We start from the raw sequence: 20,600 nt of genomic DNA, 5'->3' as shown, positions 1-20,600 counted from the left end.
CGGGGCGTAAGGGTGCGCTGGGTGCGCTGGGTGCGCGCAGGATTCGGGGGCGGGTGAGCGGGACGCGCCGGGACGGGACGTCCCTCCCCGGGACGTCCCTCCCCGGGACGCTCCGACCCGGGACGCTCCGACCCGGGACGACGAACGGGATGCCGTCAGGTCTGCGGCGCCGGGAGGGCGCTCAAGCCTTGGTCCACAAGCGGGCGGGCTGCACGCGGGACTCAGGCGATGAGCAGGGTCAGCCCGCCGAGGGTGTACGCGATCATCAGCACCAGCAGCGGGAGTTGGCCTGCGACGGCCCGTCCGGGCGGGAAGAGCCGCACGGAGCGGTCGTGGGCGGCGATGACTCCGAGGACATGACCGAGGACGATCGCGAGGACCTGGAGGGTGGCGACGCCGCCCGGACCGAGGGGCGAATCGACCGGGGCGGGATTGTCAGTGCCGAGTGCCAGCATGACCGTACGTGGACCTTCGGTGACGAAGAGTGTGAAGTAGTGGGCGACCAGATATCCGAGCGCGATCGGGACGAGTGAGTGCGCGAAGGCGGTGAGGGGGTGCGGCAGTTGACCGGAGAGCAGCCGGGTGGCACCGGCGCAGAGCGCGTAGAGGGTGGCGACGAGGGCGACGGCACCCAGGAGGCCGAGAGTGGCCGCGGTGGTGCGTCCCCACGGGGAGGTCTGGACGGTGGTGATCCAGGCGGGTGCGTCGGAGAAGCCGTCGTAGGCGGTGGATCCGAGCATGACGCAGACGGTGGCGACGAGTCCGGGGAGCTGGGGAGTGGCATCGAGTCCGTTGAACGGGGAGCGCAGGACGAGGCGGCGGTCGGCGGGGCGGCGGCCGAGCGGGGAGAGTCGCGCGAGGAGCCCCGAATAGACCTCGAAGGCATCGGCATGGTCGAACCAGCGGGCGCCGTGGCGGGCGGCGCCGGTGAGCTGGACGGCGCCGTACAGGGCGAGGAAGAGCAGCAGGGCGGTGGGTGACGCGGGGTCGGGGGCGACGAGTTCGAGCCAGGTGAAGGCGAGGAGGCCGGCCGCTGCGGGCCACATCCCGAGGCGTACGGGAAGGGCGCGGCCGGCGGCCGGGTCGCGCCCCAGCGCCCGGCAGCCGACAAGGTGCAGGGTGCGCAGCGGGTTGACCAACCGCCAGACGGGCCCGAGCAGCAGTGAGGCCGGGACCAGCCCGACCCAGAGGAGTACGTAGACGGCGCCGGGCGCCGGATTGCGGTCCGGGTCGTCCGGGCCGAGCAGGAGGTTCAGCACGACGAGGAGTGCGGCGGCCAGGCCGAGTGCGCGGGCCGCGGTGCGGGTGGGGCGCGCATCGGCCGCGCGCTGCACGGCGACCGGCAGTGGCCGCCCGGCCAGGTCGCCGCGGAACCGGGAGGCGGACCAGAGCAGACCGAGCGCGAGAAAGGAGACGAAGAGCGCGGCGAAGGCGCCCGCGAACGCGTAGAAGGGCGAGAGGGGAAGGTCGTGCTGGGCACCGACGCCATGGGCGAGGACGCTCACGCCATGGACCCGGTCCTCCGGACCGGCCGTCACCGTACGACGAGTTGGGTCAGCAGCAGATCGGACTCATGCGTCTCGACCTCGAAGAGCCCGGTGCGATCGGCGGTGAACGTGAGGGTGACGGTCCTGCCCGCGGGCAGCCGCGCCTCCTTGTCGTAGCCGTGCACGTGAAGGGTGTCGTCGCGGTCGCTGCGCACCCGGAGCCGCACGGTCCGGCCTTTCTTGATCTCGGCTCGCCCCGGCGCGGGGCTGACCTTGCCGTCACGGACGGAGATCTCCAGCGTGCTGCCGGGGTCGGGCTCGGCGGCGCCGGAGGCGGCTGCGGAGGCGGGAGCGGGGGTGGTGGTGAGCGGGGCAGTGGCCTCGACCGGGGCGGAGTTCACCGCCCAGGCGGTGTGGTCGTCGGCGTAGAGCCGGGCGGTGAGTTCGGTGCCGCCCCCGGCGCTGCGGAGCAGGGATTTCGGGAGGTGGAACCAGGCGCCGTACACCCGGGCGAGGGGGTGGCCGTCGAGGAGAAGCCGGGCGTAGCCCCTTCCGAGGAGTGCGCCGCCGCCCACACTGTCCGGGGTGAAGCGGAAGTTCGCCACCGAGAGGTGGACGTTCCAGCCGTCCTCCGAGTCCGGCCGCACGGCGACGGTCACCTCGGGCGCGTCCTGGGCGTCGACCTGGCGCAGCCGGTGACCGGAACCGTCGTCCGCGGCCAGGAGCCGGCCGACGCTGCCGGTCGCCTGCTCATGGCTGGTGCCGGGCTTGTGGTGGGTGGTGGCCCGCCCACCACAGGCGGCCGCACCGAGCACGAGGACGACTGCGGTGAGCACGGAGAGGGCGCCCCTGCGCCCGGTCCGCACCCACCGGGCGGTCACCGACGGGGCGATACGCAACGCGGAGGGGGGTACCGAGGCGGTCGTCGGCGCGGAAGCCTGCGCCGGGGTGGTCGGGGGCGCCGGGCGCTGGTCCGGGTCGCGGACCTGCCCGTCCCCGCAGCCCCGCCCGTCCCCGCAGCCCCGCCCGTCCCCGCAGCCCTGCTCGTACCCGCGGACCTGCCCCGGGCACCCCCACACCTGCTCGCGGAGCCGTTTCACGAGAGGTCTCCGTCCGAGGCAGCGGGAGTTGAGGCGGGCGACGCCGATGTGCCGTCCGGCGCGGCGACGGCACCCGCGTCCGCGTCGGCATCCACGCCGGTATCCGCATGCGCATCGGCATCCGCATCGGCGTCAGGTCCGGTGTCCGGTCCGGTGTCAGGTCCGGCGCCGGGCTCCCCATGGCGTGCGGCGGCCACCACGGCCCAGAGCACCCAGACCACCCCGAGCAGCCCGCGCGCCCAGGCGGGGCTCAGCGGGATCCACGGGATCATGAACACGCCCTTGTCCAGCGCGTCGAGCAGCGTGAGGGCGCCCAGCACCACCGTGGTCCAGCCCAGCCCCGGCCGCTCCCGCCGCAGCACCAGCCCGATGCCCGTCCACCAGAGCCCGGTCAGCAGCAGCGCGACGGCGGGCAGGTAGGAGGAGGCGAGTCCCGTCGTCGAGCCGGCCACGTCCAGACCGAGGCCGATGACGCCGAGCACCGTGGCCGCCGCGGCGAGCCTGCTCGTCCGCAGCCTGCGCCACCACAGCACCCCGCCGACCAGCGCGAGCACCACCGCGATTCCCAGCGCGACCTGCACCTCGATCCGCTCGATGCCGCGCGCGCCGTACCAGTCGCAGCCGGCCGGCAGCCTGCGCGCCTGCACGTTGTAGTCGGCGCAGACCAGGAGCTGGGCGAGCTTGACGGGCTCGCCCGCCAGCCGGTCGGTGCGGCCGGTGACGGCGCCGCGTTCGGACCCGCAGGCGGGCAGCGAGCGCGGCGTGGACGGGCCCGCGTCCGACTGCCAGCAGTTGCCGTCGCCCTGGCCGTCCCACCACACGTCGGTGCGGTTGGGCCGCGGATTGCCCGCCCTGTCCGTGCCCAGGTGGTTGTTCGCGTACCGGTTGTGGTGCGAGGTGTCGGTCTGCTTGCCGAGGGCGTTCTCCCCGCGGATGAAGGCGGGGACGGCGCTCAGGAAGAAGGCGGCTCGCTGCTGCCCGTAGACCCAGTTGTTCTCGTAGATGTTCCAGTTGCCGCCCGCGGTGATGATGCCGGTGCCCGGCGGCATGGAGATCTGCGGGCAGACCACCCCGCTCTCGTAGCCGCGCTCGACCGGTGGCTTGGCGCACGTGCCGTCGGCGACGTACGGGTAGTAGTCGGCGTTGTTGTCGTGGATCAGGTTGCGCTCGAAGCGGGCGTGGTTCTGCGGCAGCCCCGGATGGCCGGGGAAGGCGCTGTCCATCGAGGCGCCGCCCATGTTGTGGTCGAACTCGTTGTCGTGGACGTATACGGAGTCCCCCGCCGTGCCGGAGTAGCCGACCATGTTGTGGTGGCTGCGGCAGCCAGTGATCTCGATCGAGTAGCGCGGGACCTCGTAGCCGTGGGCGTCGTTGATGTCGGACGCGCTGCCCGGGTAGATGCCGGAGTCGCCGTTGCCGTAGGACTCGCAGTTCTTGTAGAGACCGTGGTCGCTCGCGAAGGTCAGGAAGCCGTACTCGTCGTTCCACCGGGTCAGCACGTCGTCGATGACGAAGCCGTCCTGGGCCAGGACGTACAGCGAGTTGAACGTGGTGCGCTGGGCGGTGAAGTTGCGGAAGTAGACGCCGTCGGAGCCGTCCGCCCGGATCGCGTTGAGCTTGCGGTACTTGGCGTCGATGACGACGTCCGTGCGCTCCGCACCGGTGCCCTCGATCTGGAGGTCCTGCTTGCCGAGGATCGCCACCAGATTCTGGTTGTGCGGGCACTTCGCCTGCTGGGCGTAGCTCAGGATCTGGTAGCCCAGCTGGGAGTTGGGCGCCTTCAGCCGGGCGCACTCCCCCTTCGGCGCCGGCAGCGAGGGCTCCTCCTCGTACAGGCCGGGCAGTACGGCGATGTTCGTCCCGGGGCGGGTGACCGCGTCGACGGCCTGCTGCAGATGGCGGTAGCCGGACTTCTGGCACCGGTCGAAGAGCTTGAGGTTCCTGGACCGCAGGGTGTCCGGAAAGCCGGCCGTGCGGCGTACGAAGTCGGCCCGGTCGCTCTTGCAGACCAGGAGGTCCGGCTCGCCGGTGCGGTACAGGGGGACGCTGCCGGTTCCGTCGGGCAGGGTGACCGGCCGTTCCTCGTGCGCCTGGGCGGCCGGGGCCGCGAGGAGGGCGGCCAGGAGCGCCGCCAGGACCACCAGAACTTTCCGTGTCCACGACATGTGCCGGAGAGTAGAGCATTGTTCATCTTTTGAAACCCCCCTGTGCCTCACGAATGCCGTTGACTCGCCACCTTTCGATTCCTACGGTTGTACATAGGATTCCTTCGGCACCCGGGAGCACACATGAGCGGCATCGAGCAGGCGAGGAAGACGGCGGAAGGGCTCGAGCATTCCACCGGTTTCGGAAATCAGCACAGCTCGGAGGCAGTACCGGGGGCACTGCCGCACGGCCGCAACTCACCGCAGCGCGCACCCCTGGGGCTGTACGCGGAACAGCTGAGCGGCTCGGCCTTCACCGAGCCGCGCGCCCACAACCGCCGCTCGTGGCTCTACCGCATCCGCCCCTCCGCGGTTCACCCGCCGTTCGTGCGGATCGACAACGGCGGCGTCCGCACCGCCCCGTTCACCGAGTCCGTCCCCGATCCCAACCGGCTGCGCTGGGACCCGCTCCCGGAACCCGCGCCCGGTACGGACTTCCTGTCCGGCCTGTGGACGCTCGGCGGCAACGGCGACGCCGGGCAGCGGACCGGGATGGCCGTGCACCTCTACCACGCCGACTCCGCCATGACGGACCGGGTGTTCAGCGACAGCGACGGCGAACTGCTGATCGTCCCCGAGCAGGGCGGCCTGCTGCTGCGCACCGAACTGGGCCTGCTGCGCGCCGAACCGGGCCACGTCGCACTGATCCCGCGCGGCGTCCGATTCCGGGTCGAGCTGCTCGACGCCACGGCCCGCGGATACGTGTGCGAGAACTACGGCCAGCCCTTCGTCCTCCCCGAACTGGGCCCGATCGGCGCCAACGGCCTGGCCGCCGCCCGCGACTTCCTCGCGCCGGTCGCCGCGTACGAGGACGTGGAGCGCCCGGTCGAGGTGGTCAACAAGTACTGCGGCAACCTCTGGTCCGCGACGTACGACCACTCGCCGCTCGACGTGGTCGCCTGGCACGGCAACCACACTCCGTACGTCTATGACCTGCGCCGTTTCAATGTCATCGGCTCGATCAGTTACGACCACCCCGACCCGTCGATCTTCACGGTGCTGACCTCGCCCTCGGACACGCCGGGTCTGGCCGGGGTCGACTTCGTGGTGTTCGCGCCGCGCTGGCTGGTCGGCGAGGACACCTTCCGGCCGCCGTACTTCCACCGCAACGTGATGAGCGAGTACATGGGCCTGATCGAGGGCGCCTACGACGCGAAGACGGCCGGCAAGGGGGGCTTCGTGCCCGGCGGCGGCTCGCTGCACAACATGATGTCGGCGCACGGCCCGGACCGGGAGACCTTCGACCGGGCGAGCGCGGCGGAGCTGAAGCCGCAGCGGATCGACGACGGCCTGGCCTTCATGTTCGAGACCCGCTGGCCCGTCACGGCGACCGGACAGGCAGCGGCCGCCGGTCATCTCCAGCACGGCTACGACGACGTGTGGCAGGGTCTGAGCCGCAACTTCAGGCCGTGACGAGGCCCCGTGCCCCAGCGACGACGAATGCAGGTGACCAAGGTGCCGCAGACCCCTCTGAAGCCCCCCGCGCCCCAGGGGGCCGCCTTCGCGCCCGACTCACTGGTCCTGAACCGCAAGCTGCCGCTGTGGTACCAGGTCTCGCAGTCGTTGCGGGCCTCGATACTGGGCCGCGCCCCTGACGCCACCCTGCGGCTGCCGACCGAGGAACAGCTCGCCGCGCACTACGGCGTCAGCGTCCTCACCATGCGCCAGGCACTGAAGGAGCTGGAGACGGAGGGGCTGATCAGCCGGCACCGGCGGCGCGGCACGTTCATCGAGCCGCGCGCCCGCCGGGTGTCGCCGGTCCGGCTGCTCGGGTCGATCGACGCGATCGTCGCCCAGCAGTCGGGCGAGCTGACGACCGTGCTCGACCACGGCCCGCTCGCCGTGCCGGGCGATGTCGCCGAGCACTTCCCCGGCTGCGCCGAGGTGGTCGGCTACCGGCGGCTGCGGAGCGAGGGCGAGACCGGCGAACCCACCAACTGGGCGCAGAACTGGATCCATCCGGAGGTCGCGGCGGGGATCGACCCCGCCGATCTCGACCGCTGGCCGATGACCAAGGTGCTGCGTGACCGCGTCGGCATCCGGATCGCGAGGATCACCGACACGGTCGAGGCCCGGCTCGCCGACCCGGTCACCGCCGACCTGCTCCGGGTCCCGCTGCTCAGCCCGATCCTGTACTACACGGGCGTGACGTACGAGGAGAGCGGCCGGGTGGTGGATGTGGCGCAGATCCGTTACCGGGGCGACCGGTTCTCCTTCTCGGTGACGGTCGAGGCGCACTGACGCCACGGCCGGTCCACCGCCCAGGCGGGCTGACGCCACGGCCGATCCCCCCGCCGGCCCCCTGCCGGTCCACCGCGCAGGCGCACTGACGCGGGCTCCGGCGGCGCCGTTACGATGCCTGGGAAGGCGGCAGACGTGGCGACGGGGAGGACGACACGGTGGCAGCACCGGCAGCGGCCGGCTCCGGCGAGGGTCCGCGCAGCCCGCTCCTCGACGACCTCATGCCCTGGTCCGTACGGCCGTTGCGCACCGGACGCCCCTGGGTGACGGCCCCGGACGCGGCGTCCCTCAGGGCCCGCTGGGAGCGGCTGGCGCGGGCCGAGGGGGCCGAGCGCGAGCAGTTGTTCGGAGCCACGCGTTCCCGTACCCCGCAGACCGCGGTGGCCGCACTGCCCGGGCAGGCCACCGGAACCGGCCGGTTCGCCCGCGAGCCGGGGCCGTGCCCGGAGCCGGTGCGGATCCTGCACGGGCCGTTCGACGAGCAGTGGCTGCTCCCCGACCACCGGCTGATAGACGCCGCCCGTCCCGAACTGTGGCGGGTGGCCGACGCGCACCAGCTCTTCGCCGTCGAGCACGGCCGGGTGCCCCAGGACACCGGCCCCGCCCTGTCGGTGACGGCGCTGCTTCCCGACGGGCACTCCCCCGCGGGCCGCCCCGGCCGGATCCGCCCGCTGTACCGGCGCCCCGGCGGCCTCGAACCCAACCTGGCCCCCGGGCTGCTCGACCTGCTGCGCGGCCGGCACGGCGACGCGGTAGCCCCGCAGTCCGTGCTGGCGTGGGTCCTCGCGGCGGCCCGGCACTCCCCGGCCGGCTGCGTGGTGCCACTGCCCGCGGACACCGCGCGCTGGTCGGCGGGGGTGGAGCTGGGCCAGGAACTGCTGCGGCTCCAGCTGCGCGGCGCCCGGGGCGGGGCACGCCCACGGCTGCCCGGCGGACGCCGCCCCTATGTGCGGGCCGCGGTGCCGCCCGCGCCGTCCGCCCTGTCGTACGACCCCGACGAGGGAGTGCTCGCCCTCGGCACGGGCCGCATCTCGCCGGTGCCCGCGGGGGCGTGGGAGTTCCGGGTGGGCGGCGTACGGATGCTGGAGCTGTGGTTCGAGCGGCGGGCGGCGGTGGCCGGGGCGGCCGGCCTGGAGGCCGTCCGGCCACGGAGCTGGCCACAGGAGTGGACCTCGGAGCTCCTTGAGCTGATCGCACTGCTCGCCCTCCTCGCCGAACTGCGGCCCCGGCAGGACGAGCTGGCGCACGGTCCGGAGATCGGCGTGGATGAGCTGCGGGCCGCGGGCGTACTGCCGGTGGCGGCCGCGGCCCGGCGGCCCGCGTCCGTGCTCGACCACCAGGAGGAGGGCCCGGACGGCCAGTTCGCGCTGCTGTGAGCCCGGCGCCCTACTGGCTGTCGAACGAGTCCAGCACCCGGGCGAGCGCCCGGTCGAACACCCCGTCCAGGTCGATCGGCCCGGAGTCCTCGGCGAATCCGGCCGCCATCCGCGGATACTTCCCGGTCATGATCTGGCTGATCAGATACCCGGTGCGGGCCGCCTGCTCCTGCTCCTCGGACCAGGGCAGCGACCGGCTGCGCTCCGCCGTGGCGATCTCGTTGGCGGTGTAGGTGGTGACCACGCCGTTGACCATGGCGATGAGTTCCATCTTCTCGCCGAACCGCGCCTCGACCCCGTCCAGGCAGCTCAGCGCGTATTCCAGGTAGCGCAGCGCGTTCGGGCTGAATCCGTACACGGGTGACATCAGCCGGGGCACCCAGGTGTGGCGGTGCATCATCCCGCGGGTCTGGTGGGCGAGGGCCAGCAGGTCGGCGCGCCAGTCGCCGGAGGGCTCCGCGAACTCGTACCCGTCGCTGACCGCGTCGAGCATCAGCTCGTGCAGGTCCTCCTTGCGGGGCACGTAGTTGTACAGCGACATCGTGCCGCAGCCGAGCTCGGCCGCCACCTTCCGCATCGACACCGCGTCAAGGCCGTCCGCGTCAGCGATGCGCACGGCGGCCGCCGCGATGTCCGCACGGCTGAACGCGGGCCTGGGACCTCGGCCGGCACGCTCCGGACGCGCCCAGATCACTTCCGGTACAGCGGGTCGCCCCACCATTGATCATCACCTCGACCACCATGGTAGTTACGTACACCGTACGTAGTGCGCTACGGTTGGGGCATGACAACTACGTACGCCGTACTTAGTGAAGGTCTGGAAAAGCGCTATGGCGACGTCCACGCGCTGCGCGGCCTCGATCTGGCCGTGGCCGAGGGCACCGTCTGCGGAGTGCTGGGGCCCAACGGCGCCGGCAAGACCACCGCCGTCCGGGTGCTCACCACGTTGACCGCACCCGACGCAGGCAGCGCCCGGGTCGCGGGTCACGACGTGGTGCGCGAGGCCGGCGCGGTGCGGGCGGCGATCGGCGTCACGGGGCAGAGCGCCTCGGTCGACGGCGAGCTGTCCGGCCGGCAGAACCTCCGGCTCTTCGCCAAGCTGCTCAAGTTCCGCGGCGAGGCCGCACGCACCCGGGCCGACGGCCTCCTCGAACGCTTCGAGCTGACCGACGCCGCCGACCGCCCGGCCCGCACCTACTCGGGTGGGATGAGGCGGCGGCTGGATCTCGCCGCCAGTCTGCTGTCCAGGCCGCACGTGCTGTTCCTGGACGAGCCGACCACCGGGCTCGACCCGCACAGCCGCAACCAGATCTGGGCGGCGGTACGGGAGCTCACCGGCAGCGGCACCACCGTCCTGCTGACCACGCAGTATCTGGAGGAGGCCGACCAGCTGGCCGACGACATCGTGCTCGTCGACAGCGGCCGGGCGGCCCACCGCGGCACCCCCGCCGAGCTGAAGGCACTCATCGGCAGTTACGCCGAAGTGGTCGTCGCCCACGCGTCGGCGCTCACCCCGGCCGCCGCCGTCCTGGACCGGCTGACGGGCGCCGAGCCGGTCCTCGACCACGGACGCCGCACCGTGGGCGCCGTCGCCTGCGACCCCACGCTCACCCTGCCCCGGATCGTCCGCGAGCTGGACGCGGCGGGCGCGGCGGTGATCGACGCGAGTCTGCGGCCGCCCACCCTCGACGAGGTCTTCCTCCGCCTGACCGGCCGCGACACCGGCCGCACCGCCCCGCCACCGAAGGAGACGGCAGCATGAGCAGCAGCGCACTCGTGACGGAGCGGCCCGCCGCGTACACCAGGCAGAGCGCCGGCACACCGCTCGCGGACGGCCTGGCCGTGCTGGGCCGCCATCTGCAGCGGATCAAGGCGGCGCCGGGCGTGCTGATCCTGACCCAGACCATGCCGATCAACATGCTGCTGTTCTTCGGGTACGTCTTCGGCAGCGCCCTGGCCATGCCCGGCCAGGAGTACCGCGCCTTCCTGGTCCCGGGGCTGCTGGCGGCGACCGCGGCGAACGGCATCATGACGGGGATGTTCCAGTCCGCGCAGGACTGCCACCGGGGCGTGATGGACCGGTTCCGCGCCCTGCCGATGAGCCGGGCCGCCGTGCCGTTCGGACAGACCGCGGCCGATCTGCTGACCTCGGCCGCCGGCATGGTCCCGCTGATCCTGGTCGGGCTCGCGGTGGGCTGGCGGATCGACGGCGGCCCGGCCGCCGCGCTGGGCGCGTTCGGGCTGCTGCTGCTGTTCCGGTTCGCCACCGCGTGGGTGGGCTGCTGGCTGGGGCTGCTGATCCGTAACGAGGAGGCCGCCGGCCAGCTGGGGGCCGCCACGTTCATCCTGCCGCTGCTCTCCAACGCGTACATCCCGACCGGCAACCTGCCGGGCTGGCTGCGCACCCTCGCGGAATGGAACCCGATCAGCGCCGTCGCCGCGGTCGCCCGCGACCTCTTCGGCAACGCCGCACCGGCCGCCGACGCCGCCTGGCCGGTCGCCCACCCGGTGGCCGGAACGCTGCTCTGGTCGGCGGCGCTGCTCGCGGTCGCCGTACCGCTGTCCGTACGCCGGTACGCGCGCGGCGGCGAGTGACTGGGCTGACAGCTCAGACGGGTCTGACGGCACCAACGGCACCGACGGATCTGACGGGTCCGACGACCCTCAGCCCGGCAGCGCGACCGGCCGGTCCAGGGCACCGAGCAGGCAGATGAAGCTCGACTCCAGGAAGGCGCCGAGTTCCGTGAGGGCGTCCGGCTCGTCGAGCGGCCAGCTGGTGACGGCCTCCTCGGCGAAGGCCATCCAGGCCCGGGCCGCGACGAGCAGCCGCGGCGAGTCCGGCATCCCGAGCCGGCGCTGCCCCTCCTCGACCCGCCGGGCCAGGGTGGCGCGGGTGGACTCGACGATGTCCTCCACGGCGGGATGGCTGCCGGCGGCGCCGCGGACCAGCGCGAGATAGACCCTGCGGTGCTCCGTGACGTACGTGGCGAATCCGGCGATGAACGACCGCAGCCAGGGGACGGGCTCCAGCGAGGAGTCCGGTTCCGTGGCTGCGGCGAAGTCGTCGCACTCCCGCTGCACCACGGAGCGGTAGAAGTCTCGCTTGGAGTCGAAGTAGTGGAAGAGCAGTCCCCGGGAGATACCGGCGCGGCGCGCCACATCGTCGGTGGAGAGCTCGTCCAGCGAGCAGTCGGCGAGCATGTCCACGCCAATCGACACCAACTGCGCCCTTCGCTCGTCGGGGCTCAGGCGCGCGGCTCGCTTCTCGGGCATACCGCCAGTCTAGAAGTACTTCGGCACCGAATTACCTCGACACCCACTCCACCGCCGAGCGGCGTGCGATCACTGCCCCGTCGAGGGCCGCACGCGGACATGGCGACGCGCCACTGCCGGCTCCGGGGTGACGGAAGAGCGGGCAGCAGCGCGATACGCGGGACCAGGGCCGTCAGCTCAGCGGCGGCTGCCGAAGAGCGAGCGTCGCAGTCGTCGCAGCGGCGCGAAGAGCGAGACCCGCGCACTCCTGCTCCGGCGTGTGTGCGCGGCGTCGCGCGAGGTGAGCTCCAGCATCAGCAGCGTCGCCTCCGCGGACTCGCGCTGCGGGACGGCAGGGCCGCCCAGCACCGCAAGATGGCGGTCGAGGCGCGAACTCGTCGCACCGCTCCCGCATGTGATGGCAGGCACTCGCGGCCTGCTCCGCATCGTTATCTGTTCCATGTCACTCCCCACCCGTACGAGGGCACCCGGCCCGGGCAGGTTAACCCTATCCCCCGCGGCGACACTCGTGTATCCCGGGCACAGGATTGAGCACACACATACGGAGGTTGACGACCGGTCACCGAATCCGCCCGATTCCAGGGCGAGTTGGACAGAGCATCAACCACCGGACCTCCTGGGCCGATCCACGGCCGGCCCGCCGCACGCAGACCCCGGCCTGCGGGACCTGCGTACGGCGGACTGTCGAAGCGGACGGCGTACGGGCGTACGCGCCCGGTCAGGCGGCCGAGTTGAGGACGGGCAGATAGCCCCCGGACTGGCCGGCGGCGAAGGGGTGGTACGACTCACCGATGTCGAGCCAGTTGAGACTGTGCAGCCAGGCGCTTCCCGAGCAGATCTCGTGCCCGGTGAACTTCCCCGCGACGTCACCGAAGGTGAAGCCGTGGTCCGCGGCACGCTTGGCGGTGGCCGCGTTGAGGTAGTCGGCGGCGCCGTTGATGGCGGTGCGCACCTTGTCACTCAGACCGACGACGCAACTGCCCCCGATCTTGTAGAAGCGCGGGTAGCCGAGGACGACTACATGGGCGGACGGGGCCTTGGCGCTGATCGCGTCGTACACGGAGTTGAGTTTGCCGGGCAGCGTGGAGTCCACATATGCGCGGGCGGTGGCGATCCGGTTGAGGCAGGTGGACTCCGACTGGAGGACACAGGTCGTCATGACATCGGAGAATCCCGCGTCGTTGCCGCCGATGGAGATCGAGACGAGGTCGGTCGAGGAGCTGAGCGGTGCGAGCTGACCGGCTGTCACATCACCGGTACGCGCTCCCGAGCAGGCGGTGAAGGCGAACGAGGCGGGCGAGTGGGCGGCGGCCCAGAGCGAGGGGTAGGCGAGGGTGCTGCGCTTGCAGTCACCGCTGGAGCTGATGTAACTGCCAGAGCCGACCCCCGAGGAGTACGAGTCCCCGAGGGCCACATAGTCGACGGCTTGGACGGACGGTGCGGCGTTCGCGGTGGCTGCCCCGGTCAGGGCGATGACGGCGCCGAGCAGGAGCGAGGACGAGAACGCCACGAGTCTGGACATTTTCATGGAACCTCCCTTGGACCGACCAGCAGGATCTCTGCCATGTCCGTGGTAGCAGCAGCGACAGCCATTCCGGAAGTGTCCATGCCAAGTCGATCGGATGAGCTTTTCCCCGCGGACTCCTGAGGATGCGTCATCCCGGCCTCCGGCACGCCTCGTCAGCGACTCGCGAAGCGGAGGCAGCCTGCGAAACCTGGGTGCGCCGGGTCCCCCGTGCCGGATCATGGGCGCCATGTCTGCCAACCCTGAGTCCGCTCTGCCGATCCGGCTCACCGTCGACGACAGCGATTCCCCGTCCGACGTCGTCGACGCGCTGTTCCTCGGCCGCTTCGCGACGGGCGAGCAGCCGTACTCGCACAGCTCCTCCCTCGACCGGGTCAGAACCGGGGCGACGCTGCTGCCGGCGGCCGCCAAGGTGCTGCGCGCCGCCCGCGACGACGACCGCAGCGCCACTCTGGCCGAGGGCGAGGGCTGGACGCTGCTGATCTCCCGGTGGAACCGCGGCGCCGACGTCACGGTCACCGCGACCACCCCGAGCTGGCCCGGAAGATGCTCGACGAGGCCACGGCCGGCGCGCAGGACGAGCCGGAGCCGCAGCCCGACAACGTGACGATGGGCTTCTGGTACGTGTCACCGCGCCGCGGCCCGTACCGCACGACCCGGCAGATCGCGGCCGGCACCTGGGACGAGGTCCGCCCCAACTACACGGCACCGGTGGCCGATGCCATGGACCGGCTGATGAAGGTCACCCCGGACGACATCGCGGGCCGGCTGCTCCTGCTGCACGGCCCGCCCGGCACCGGCAAGACCTCGGCGCTGCGCACCCTGGCCCGGTCCTGGCGGGACTGGTGCCAGGTCGACTGCGTGCTGGATCCCGAACGGCTCTTCAACGACGTCGGCTATCTGATGGACATCGCGATCGGCGAGGACGACGGCACCGCGAAGGGCCGCTGGCGGCTGCTGCTCCTGGAGGACTGCGACGAGCTGATCCGCGGCGAGGCCAAGCACACGGCCGGCCAGGCGCTGTCCCGGCTGCTGAACCTCACGGACGGCCTGCTGGGCCAAGGCCGCAACGTGCTCGTCGGGGTGACCACCAACGAGGACCTGGAACGCCTGCACCCGGCGGTCGTCAGGCCGGGCCGCTGCCTGGCCAGGATCGAGGTGGGCCCACTGACCCGCAAGGAGTCGGTGTCCTGGCTGGGCACGGACGAGGGCCTGGGCCGGGACGGCTCCCACGAGGGCGCCACGCTGGCGGAGCTGTACGCCCTGCGCCGCGGCACCACCCCCGCATCGGTCCCCAAACAGGACTCGGGCGCGGACGCGGGCCTGTACCTCTGAGCCCCGAACAGCCGCACGTCAGGCGAACGGGGCGCACACCCGAGCCCGTCCGGCGATGGGGGACATCGCTTCAGCCGGCCCGGCGTTCGAGGACGAACCTGACCGCCGGACAGCGGCCAAGACCGGCGGTTGAGGACAAACCTGACCGCCGGCGGCCAAGATCAAGCCCGTCCGGCGATTGAGGACGAAGCGCCCAGCCGGACGACCCGGCCCCCAAGCACCGCCACCGCCCCCGCCCCCGCCTATCCGGCATACACCGCCCGCACCGCGTCCTCCGCCAACGCCGAGGCCCGTGCCCGCGACACGCCCAGCCGCCGCACCTGCTCCGCGTACTCCCGCGCCGCGGCCGCCGCATGGCGGTCGGCCGCGTCGCCCGCGGCGGCGACGAACGTCCCGTTGCGCCCGCGCGTCTCGATCACCCCGTCGGCCTCCAGCGCCCGGTACGCCTTGGCGACCGTGTTGGCCGCGAGACCGAGTTCCTCGGCGAAGCCGCGTACGGTCGGAAGCCGGTAGCCGACCGGCAGCGCGCCGGAGCGGGCCTGTTCGGAGATCTGCGTACGCAGTTGCTCGTACGGGGCGGTGCCGGCATCCGGATCAACGGAGATCTTCAGAGTCACGGCCCGATTCTCCCCCACCGGCGGAAATTCGGGGGCGACCGGGCCGGATCTCCGGGTACGGTCCGGCGCATGACTGTCATCGTGCGCGACTTCCGGCCCGCCGACGCCGAGGGCTGGGTGCGGGTGCGGCGCGCGGCGCTCCCGTTCATGGTCACCACACCCGAGCGGGTCGTCTTCGACCTGGCCAACGCCGCCCCCGCGAAGCGCTACCGCCTGCTGGTCGCGGAGGAGGACGGCGAGCTCATCGGGACGGCCCAGGTCGGCCTGGCCCATGAGAGCCCCGAGCCCGGACAGGCGTTCTGCAACCCGTACATCCATCCGGAACGGACCGGCCGTGGCGCGGGCACACTGCTGCTGCGCACGGCCGAGGAGTATCTGGCCCTGGCCGGTGCGACCTCGGTCTACACCTGGGTGCTGGACACCCCGGACGACCTGGCGTTCGCCAAGCGCCGCGGCTACGAGCCGAGCCGCCCGGCGCACTTCTTCCACCTCGATCTGGCCCACGGCACGCTGCCGCCCCGTCAGGACCTGCCGGCCGGGGTCGAGCTGCGGACCGCCGCCGATTTCGCCGACGACCCGCGCCCGCTCTTCGAGGCGGACGCCGAGACCACCGCGGACGAGCCCAGCGACACGCCGGCCCTGCTGTCGGGCTACGAGGAGTGGCTCGACGAGATCTGGCGCAGCCCCGGCCTGGATCACCACCTCACCTCGGTGGTGACTGCCGACGGCGAGGTCGCGGCTTTCAGCGTGGCGGAGACCGACGGTACGGGCCGCTACTGGTCCGGGATGACCGGCACCCGGCGGGCGTACCGCAACCGGGGGCTGGCGAAGCTCGCCAAGAACGACTCGCTGCACCGGGCGCGCGGCGCCGGCTGCACCGACGCCTACACCGGCAACGACGCCGACAACGGTCCGATGCTGGCGATCAATCGCTGGTTCGGCTACGAGATCTGCGCCACGGAGGTGCGCCATGTCCGCAGGCTCGGCTGATGCCGAACTGACGGTCGTCCTGGTCAAGGCGGGGAAGACCAAGATCAGGTACCCGGCGGCCGTGCTCGGCGACGACGGCACCCGGGTGACCGTGCGAGCACCCTGGGCCGCCCCCGGGGTCCGTGACTTCGGCTTCGTACGGTTCGAGCCGGGGGACGTCTTCACCGAGCACTACTGGCGCGACGCCTGGTTCGCGGTGAAGGAGGTCCGCACCGGCATGGGTGAACTCAAGGGCTGGTACTGCGATGTGACCCGCCCCGCCGTGCTGCGCGAGGGCGAACTGGTCGTCGAGGACCTGGATCTCGATCTGTGGGTCTCGGCGGACCGCTCCCGCGTACTGCGCCTGGACGAGGACGAGTTCGAGGAGAGCGGTCTGGCCGAACGCGATCCGGCGGCGGCGACGGCCGCGCTGCGGGCACTGGACGAGCTGGAACGGCTCGCCCGTACGGCGGACGGCTTCGCCGGCCTGCTGAGCTGAGGGCGCCGCCCGACGGTCCCCGCCGGCGCGGGCCGCTCAGCCGGCCACCAGCTCCACCTCGTACCCCGCCGCGTCCTCCAGGTAGGCGGCCACGTGCTCTTCGCCGCCCGCATGCGGATGACGGTTGGCGAAGAGCAGCCGCCAGCCGTGGTCCGGGGCACGGGCCACCAGCGCGTCGAGAGCCGCCCGGTCCGACACCTGGAACGCCAGGTGGTTGAGGCCCGGACGGCGCCGCTCGTGCGCTCCGGGGCCAGGTCGGGTGACTGTTCGATCACCAGATAGCTGTCGCCCCGCCGCCAGCTGCGCCCGTGTTCCCACTGCTGGTAAGGGACATGGCCCAGCTCGCCGAGGAGCCAGCCCCACCCCGCCGCGGCCGCCGCCAGATCGGGCACCCACAGCTCGATGTGGTGGATCCGGCCGCTGCGGACCCCGCCGGCGGGCAGCGGAACCGCGCGGCGGGGTCCGCGCGGTTCGTACGCGACGGCGTCGCCGTCCTCGTGCCAGTGGATCAGGAAGCGCTCCCCCGCCCGGTATCCGTCCAGTCCGGCGCGGCAGTACGCGACCATGTCGTCCGGAAGGGCGTCCAGCGGGAACCAGGCCAGCTCCGAGCACTTGTCCGGTTCGCGGTTGTACGGCTGCCGGGCCGGGTCGTACTCCGCCTCGAAGAACCAGCCGGTCCTCGGATTCCCGCCGGGCCCGCGGTGCTGCATGACCAGGGCCATGCGGAGCTCGTCCGGGTCGAGCGCGAGCCCGATCTCCTCGGACGTCTCACGGATCATGGCCTCGCGGACGTCCTCACCGTCCTCCACGTGTCCGGAGGGGGCGTGCAGCAGCCCGTCCGCGTACCCCGTGCCGGACCGGCGGGCGAGCAGGACCTCGGGGCCTCGCCTGAGGAGCAGGTGCACATCGACGACCTCGGAGTGCCGGCGCGGCGGTTCGGCGCGCGCCACCAGGGCGTAGCGCTCGTCGTCGACCTCCTTGCCCCACAGGTCGCGGTCGCCGGAGAGCCGCTCATGGTGGATGCGTTCGGTGAACGGGGCGAGCAGCGCGGTGAGCCGCTCGGCGGACAGCCCCACCCCGTTCCACACGCCCTCGATCAGTACCAGCCTCCCGCCGGGCCGCAGCAGGCCGAACCAGTGGCGCAGCGCCGCTTCCGGGTCGGGGAGCAGCCACACCATGTGCCGGGCCAGGATGACGTCGAACCGCTGCTTGCCGACCGGCGGCCGGCCCGCGTCCCCGACGAGCACCCCGGTCCCCGTCCCGGCGAGCTTGGCGCGCGCCTGCTCCACCATGCGCGGCGAGCGGTCCACTGCGGTCACCCGGTGTCCCTGCCCGGCGACGAGCAGCGCCAGGCTTCCCGTGCCGCACCCCAGGTCGAGCACTTCGGACCGCTCGCGGGGCAGCCAGCTCTCCAGCCGCCGCGCCCAGGCGTGCCGGACCACCGGGTCGAGCAGCCCGTGGTCGGGCTCCTCGTCGAAGGAGTCGGCGGCGGAGTCCCAGTCGATCGTCGTCATGGTCCGATCGTGCCAGCTGCCACTGACAGTCGCGGAAGTCGGTCCAGGACGGCCGGACTTAATCGCTTCTGAGTGGCTCCTTAAGCCCGTCATAACGATCGCCACCTGGCCCTTTCCGGGGCCGGTACGCGGCCGGACAGCGGCTAGCTTGCTGTTTCCCGGACACCCCCCACAGACGTGGACAGCCGAAGGAGCACCACCACCATGGCCGTCATCACCCCCGCCCGTCGCAAGGCCGCCGGTATCGCCGCGCTCGCAGCGGCACCCCTCGCACTGAGCGTTCTGACCGCGGCCCCGGCCTCGGCGCACGGCTCGCTCTCGGACCCGGTCAGCCGCGTCTCGGCCTGTTTCGCCGAAGGCCCCGAGAACCCGCGGTCCGCGGCGTGCGTGGCAGCGGTCGCGGCGGGCGGCACCCAGGCGCTGTACGACTGGAACGGGGTCAACATCGCCAACGCGGCCGGCAACCACCGTCAGTTGATCCCGGACGGCAAGCTGTGCAGCGCGGGCAACGACAAGTTCAAGGGACTCGATCTGCCGCGCGCGGACTGGCCGGCGACGAAGCTGGCTGCGGGCAGCCACACCTTCCGCTTCCGCGCCACCGCCCCGCACAAGGGTTCCTTCGCCCTGTACATGACCGCGGACGGCTACGACCCGGCGAAGCCGCTGAAGTGGTCGGACCTGGAGGAGAAGCCGTTCGTCGAGGTGGCCGACCCGAAGCTGGTGGACGGGTCGTACGTCTTCGACGGCACCGTGCCCAAGCGCGCGGGACGACAGCTGATCTACACCGTCTGGCAGCGTTCCGACTCACCGGAGGCGTTCTACGCCTGCTCCGACGTGATGTTCGACGGCACGGCCGCAAGCGGTACGGCCGACGGCGACAAGGAGGGCAGCGGGTCGGTCGCCGCGGTTCCGGCCCCGTCCGCGTCCGCCCCGTCCGAGCAGGAGATCACGAAGGGCGAGGCCAAGTCGTCCGTCGAGCACGGCGGTCACGGTGACGGCGACGCCGGTACGGGCGCGAAGGTCACCGCCGCGGCCGGCACGCCGGACGCGGCGGCCAACGCCCCCGAGCCGGACAGCGCGTCCGCCGCACCCGCCGCGGCGGGGCCGAACCTCGCCGAGACGGGTGGCAGCAGCAGCACGGCGTACCTGACGATGGGTGGCGCGGCCGCGCTCGCCCTGGGCGCGGCCGCACTGTTCACCTCGGTGCGGCGCCGGGCCGCCTCCACCGGACGGCACGGGCGCTGAGCGAGCGGACGGCCCCGGGCTTCCCGGGGCCGTCCGGATCTGCCCAGGGCCGTCCGGTCCTGTTTGGGCCGCCGGGTGTGGATCAGGCCGTATCAGGCACCGGGGCAGGCGAGCCCGGCATGATCCGGCCTGATCCGAACGAGAGGGCCTAGCCGACTGCCGAGGCGCAGGTGGTGCGGGTGGCGTGCGCCGGATCCAGGGCGTTCGCCACCTCGTGGTAGGCGACCCGGTCGATGGTCCCGATCGCCACGTGCTCGGACAGGTCGACCGGGCACAGGTCCTGGAGCAGGACGTTGTGCACGTCCGGTCCGTCCAGGAACTGCGTCCGGTACGGGGTCACCACCTCGTCGTACCTGGTCGCGATGACGGTGTAGTGCACGCCGGGCACGGTGTCGCCGCCCGCGTTGAGCTTGGTGATGAAGGGGGAGCCGGCGACCTGGTCGGCGAGTCCGGGAGTGGCGGAGTTGAGCAGGCCCCCGGCGCCCGGGAAGTACGGCAGCAGGTTCGCCAGGCCGAGGAGGGTGGTGCCGTGGTTGTCGGGCGCGAGCCCGATCATGGCGTTCACCTTGGACTGCCCGCCGAGGAACTTCAGGTAGTAGTTCGGCATCATGCCGCCCTGGGAGTGGCCGACGATGTCCGCCTTGGACGTCCCGGTGGAGGCGAGCACCTTGTCGACGAAGGTGGCGAGCTGACCGGCCGACTTGTCGATCGGGCCCAGGCCGTTGAAGAGCGGCACACCGGGGAGCTGCCCGTAGTCGAGCGAGTAGACGCAGTAGCCCCGGTTCACCAGGTAGGGGGCCAGGACGAGCCAGTTGTCGACCGAGTTCCCGAAGGTTCCATGGACCAGGACGACGGGGCGGGGGTGGGCTGCGGAGGGTTTGCAGGAGTAGTCGTTCCAGCCACGCGAAGTGGCTGTGGCGGCGGTGGGGGCGGCTGCAGCGGCAGTGGCCGTGGGGGTGGCGACTGCGGCGACGGCGAGGAGCAGTGCGGCGAGGGTTCTCCGCGCACGAGGGGTGCGCGGTGCACGGATCCAGGGCAGCATCGTGTGGTCTCCTTGCGGCTCAAGGGAGTTGCGATGTCTGTGCACCCTGCGGCCCGGACCACAAGTTCTGACGACGCTCTATGTGCTCATGCCAAATTACGCATGAGTAAGGTGGGGTGGGAAGTTACGCGTCGGTAAAAACTGACGCGGGAGTAACCGTAGCTTCAGGACAG

17 protein-coding genes and 2 pseudogenes are annotated in these 20,600 nt (G+C 72.2%); 9 read left to right on the top strand and 10 right to left on the bottom strand.

Translation table 11 applies throughout. From position 1 onward, the window contains the following. Window positions 1-221: 221 nt before the first annotated feature. The 3 genes from LNW71_RS27020 to LNW71_RS27010 all read right to left on the bottom strand — a co-directional run bounded on the left by LNW71_RS27020 (window position 222) and on the right by LNW71_RS27010 (window position 4,752). A complete protein-coding gene (locus LNW71_RS27020) occupies window positions 222-1,505 on the bottom strand; it encodes a hypothetical protein (RefSeq protein WP_250970585.1) in 1,284 nt (427 codons plus the stop codon). A 29-nt stretch (window positions 1,506-1,534) separates the two neighbouring features. Continuing rightward, complete coding sequence (locus LNW71_RS27015; protein WP_250972165.1) at window positions 1,535-2,353, bottom strand: cupredoxin domain-containing protein; 819 nt, start codon at window positions 2,351-2,353, stop codon at window positions 1,535-1,537. A 230-nt stretch (window positions 2,354-2,583) separates the two neighbouring features. Continuing rightward, a complete protein-coding gene (locus LNW71_RS27010; RefSeq protein ID WP_250970584.1) occupies window positions 2,584-4,752 on the bottom strand; it encodes a right-handed parallel beta-helix repeat-containing protein in 2,169 nt (722 codons plus the stop codon). A 123-nt stretch (window positions 4,753-4,875) separates the two neighbouring features. On the opposite strand from LNW71_RS27010, the gene hmgA reads away from it, so the two are divergent. The 3 genes from hmgA (at window position 4,876) to LNW71_RS26995 (ending at window position 8,408) form a co-directional block, all read left to right on the top strand. After that, window positions 4,876-6,204, top strand: coding sequence for a homogentisate 1,2-dioxygenase (gene hmgA, locus LNW71_RS27005; protein ID WP_250970583.1), 1,329 nt, complete (start codon window positions 4,876-4,878; stop codon window positions 6,202-6,204). Between the two features lie 27 nt (window positions 6,205-6,231). Continuing rightward, window positions 6,232-7,032: a GntR family transcriptional regulator gene (locus LNW71_RS27000; protein WP_250970582.1), complete on the top strand. Its 801-nt coding sequence runs from the start codon at window positions 6,232-6,234 to the stop codon at window positions 7,030-7,032. A gap of 158 nt (window positions 7,033-7,190) precedes the next feature. Beyond that, a complete protein-coding gene (locus LNW71_RS26995; RefSeq protein WP_250970581.1) occupies window positions 7,191-8,408 on the top strand; it encodes a type ISP restriction/modification enzyme in 1,218 nt (405 codons plus the stop codon). Between the two features lie 10 nt (window positions 8,409-8,418). Here the strand turns inward: LNW71_RS26995 and LNW71_RS26990 are convergent, their stop codons facing one another. After that, complete coding sequence (locus LNW71_RS26990) at window positions 8,419-9,129, bottom strand: TetR/AcrR family transcriptional regulator (protein WP_250970580.1); 711 nt, start codon at window positions 9,127-9,129, stop codon at window positions 8,419-8,421. Between the two features lie 63 nt (window positions 9,130-9,192). Here LNW71_RS26990 and LNW71_RS26985 point away from each other — a divergent pair, with 63 nt between their 5' ends. Together LNW71_RS26985 and LNW71_RS26980 are read left to right on the top strand one after the other, a co-directional pair. Continuing rightward, entirely contained in the window at window positions 9,193-10,170 is a 978-nt protein-coding gene (locus tag LNW71_RS26985; RefSeq protein WP_250970579.1) for an ATP-binding cassette domain-containing protein, read from the top strand. Next, complete coding sequence (locus tag LNW71_RS26980) at window positions 10,167-11,003, top strand: ABC transporter permease (RefSeq protein WP_250970578.1); 837 nt, start codon at window positions 10,167-10,169, stop codon at window positions 11,001-11,003. Before LNW71_RS26985 ends, LNW71_RS26980 begins: the two co-directional genes overlap by 4 nt. Window positions 11,004-11,072: 69 nt before the next feature. Here the strand turns inward: LNW71_RS26980 and LNW71_RS26975 are convergent, their stop codons facing one another. The 3 genes from LNW71_RS26975 to LNW71_RS26965 form a co-directional block, all read right to left on the bottom strand. Next, on the bottom strand, window positions 11,073-11,681 hold the full coding sequence (locus tag LNW71_RS26975) for a TetR/AcrR family transcriptional regulator (RefSeq protein WP_250970577.1): 609 nt from the start codon (window positions 11,679-11,681) through the stop codon (window positions 11,073-11,075). Between the two features lie 177 nt (window positions 11,682-11,858). Beyond that, window positions 11,859-12,122 (bottom strand): hypothetical protein, encoded by a 264-nt coding sequence (locus tag LNW71_RS26970; protein ID WP_078598324.1) that lies wholly within the window; start codon window positions 12,120-12,122, stop codon window positions 11,859-11,861. A gap of 277 nt (window positions 12,123-12,399) precedes the next feature. Next, the gene (locus LNW71_RS26965) at window positions 12,400-13,209 is read right to left on the bottom strand and encodes an SGNH/GDSL hydrolase family protein (RefSeq protein ID WP_250970576.1); all 810 of its coding nucleotides are present in this window, start codon (window positions 13,207-13,209) and stop codon (window positions 12,400-12,402) included. Between the two features lie 226 nt (window positions 13,210-13,435). Between LNW71_RS26965 and LNW71_RS26960 the strand changes: the two are divergent. After that, window positions 13,436-14,541: pseudogene (locus tag LNW71_RS26960) on the top strand (DUF5925 domain-containing protein). Window positions 14,542-14,783: 242 nt separating this feature from the next. On the opposite strand, the gene LNW71_RS26955 reads toward LNW71_RS26960, so the two are convergent. Then, entirely contained in the window at window positions 14,784-15,158 is a 375-nt protein-coding gene (locus tag LNW71_RS26955) for a GntR family transcriptional regulator (RefSeq protein ID WP_250970575.1), read from the bottom strand. A 69-nt stretch (window positions 15,159-15,227) separates the two neighbouring features. Between LNW71_RS26955 and LNW71_RS26950 the strand changes: the two genes are divergently transcribed. Together LNW71_RS26950 and LNW71_RS26945 are read left to right on the top strand one after the other, a co-directional pair. Next, window positions 15,228-16,148 carry a GNAT family N-acetyltransferase gene (locus tag LNW71_RS26950; protein WP_250970574.1) on the top strand — a complete coding sequence of 307 codons (921 nt, stop codon included), beginning with the start codon at window positions 15,228-15,230 and terminating at the stop codon, window positions 16,146-16,148. After that, window positions 16,129-16,626 (top strand): DUF402 domain-containing protein, encoded by a 498-nt coding sequence (locus tag LNW71_RS26945; RefSeq protein WP_250970573.1) that lies wholly within the window; start codon window positions 16,129-16,131, stop codon window positions 16,624-16,626. Before LNW71_RS26950 ends, LNW71_RS26945 begins: the two co-directional genes overlap by 20 nt. A 36-nt stretch (window positions 16,627-16,662) precedes the next feature. Here LNW71_RS26945 and LNW71_RS26940 read toward each other — a convergent pair. Next, window positions 16,663-18,140: pseudogene (locus tag LNW71_RS26940) on the bottom strand (trifunctional class I SAM-dependent methyltransferase/NUDIX hydrolase/VOC family protein). 204 nt (window positions 18,141-18,344) lie between these two features. Here LNW71_RS26940 and LNW71_RS26935 point away from each other — a divergent pair. Beyond that, window positions 18,345-19,385: a lytic polysaccharide monooxygenase gene (locus LNW71_RS26935; RefSeq protein WP_250970572.1), complete on the top strand. Its 1,041-nt coding sequence runs from the start codon at window positions 18,345-18,347 to the stop codon at window positions 19,383-19,385. Between the two features lie 148 nt (window positions 19,386-19,533). Here the strand turns inward: LNW71_RS26935 and LNW71_RS26930 are convergent, their stop codons facing one another. After that, on the bottom strand, window positions 19,534-20,427 hold the full coding sequence (locus tag LNW71_RS26930; protein ID WP_250970571.1) for a triacylglycerol lipase: 894 nt from the start codon (window positions 20,425-20,427) through the stop codon (window positions 19,534-19,536). Window positions 20,428-20,600: the final 173 nt, after the last annotated feature.

It is taken from the genome of Streptomyces sp. RKAG290, assembly GCF_023701695.1.
Taxonomy (GTDB): Bacteria; Actinomycetota; Actinomycetes; order Streptomycetales; family Streptomycetaceae; genus Streptomyces.
This window is presented reverse-complemented; position numbering and strand designations above follow the sequence as displayed.

Excerpts from the sequence above, each read along its gene's own strand:
- LNW71_RS27010 (WP_250970584.1), bottom strand. The coding sequence starts at position 4,752 with ATGTCGTGGACACGGAAAGTTCTGGTGGTCCTGGCGGCGCTCCTGGCC.
- hmgA (WP_250970583.1), top strand. The coding sequence starts at position 4,876 with ATGAGCGGCATCGAGCAGGCGAGGAAGACGGCGGAAGGGCTCGAGCAT.
- LNW71_RS27000 (WP_250970582.1), top strand. The coding sequence starts at position 6,232 with ATGCAGGTGACCAAGGTGCCGCAGACCCCTCTGAAGCCCCCCGCGCCC.
- LNW71_RS26990 (WP_250970580.1), bottom strand. The coding sequence starts at position 9,129 with ATGGTGGGGCGACCCGCTGTACCGGAAGTGATCTGGGCGCGTCCGGAG.
- LNW71_RS26985 (WP_250970579.1), top strand. The coding sequence starts at position 9,193 with ATGACAACTACGTACGCCGTACTTAGTGAAGGTCTGGAAAAGCGCTAT.
- LNW71_RS26980 (WP_250970578.1), top strand. The coding sequence starts at position 10,167 with ATGAGCAGCAGCGCACTCGTGACGGAGCGGCCCGCCGCGTACACCAGG.
- LNW71_RS26975 (WP_250970577.1), bottom strand. The coding sequence starts at position 11,681 with ATGCCCGAGAAGCGAGCCGCGCGCCTGAGCCCCGACGAGCGAAGGGCG.
- LNW71_RS26970 (WP_078598324.1), bottom strand. The coding sequence starts at position 12,122 with ATGGAACAGATAACGATGCGGAGCAGGCCGCGAGTGCCTGCCATCACA.
- LNW71_RS26965 (WP_250970576.1), bottom strand. The coding sequence starts at position 13,209 with ATGAAAATGTCCAGACTCGTGGCGTTCTCGTCCTCGCTCCTGCTCGGC.
- LNW71_RS26950 (WP_250970574.1), top strand. The coding sequence starts at position 15,228 with ATGACTGTCATCGTGCGCGACTTCCGGCCCGCCGACGCCGAGGGCTGG.
- LNW71_RS26945 (WP_250970573.1), top strand. The coding sequence starts at position 16,129 with ATGTCCGCAGGCTCGGCTGATGCCGAACTGACGGTCGTCCTGGTCAAG.
- LNW71_RS26935 (WP_250970572.1), top strand. The coding sequence starts at position 18,345 with ATGGCCGTCATCACCCCCGCCCGTCGCAAGGCCGCCGGTATCGCCGCG.
- LNW71_RS26930 (WP_250970571.1), bottom strand. The coding sequence starts at position 20,427 with ATGCTGCCCTGGATCCGTGCACCGCGCACCCCTCGTGCGCGGAGAACC.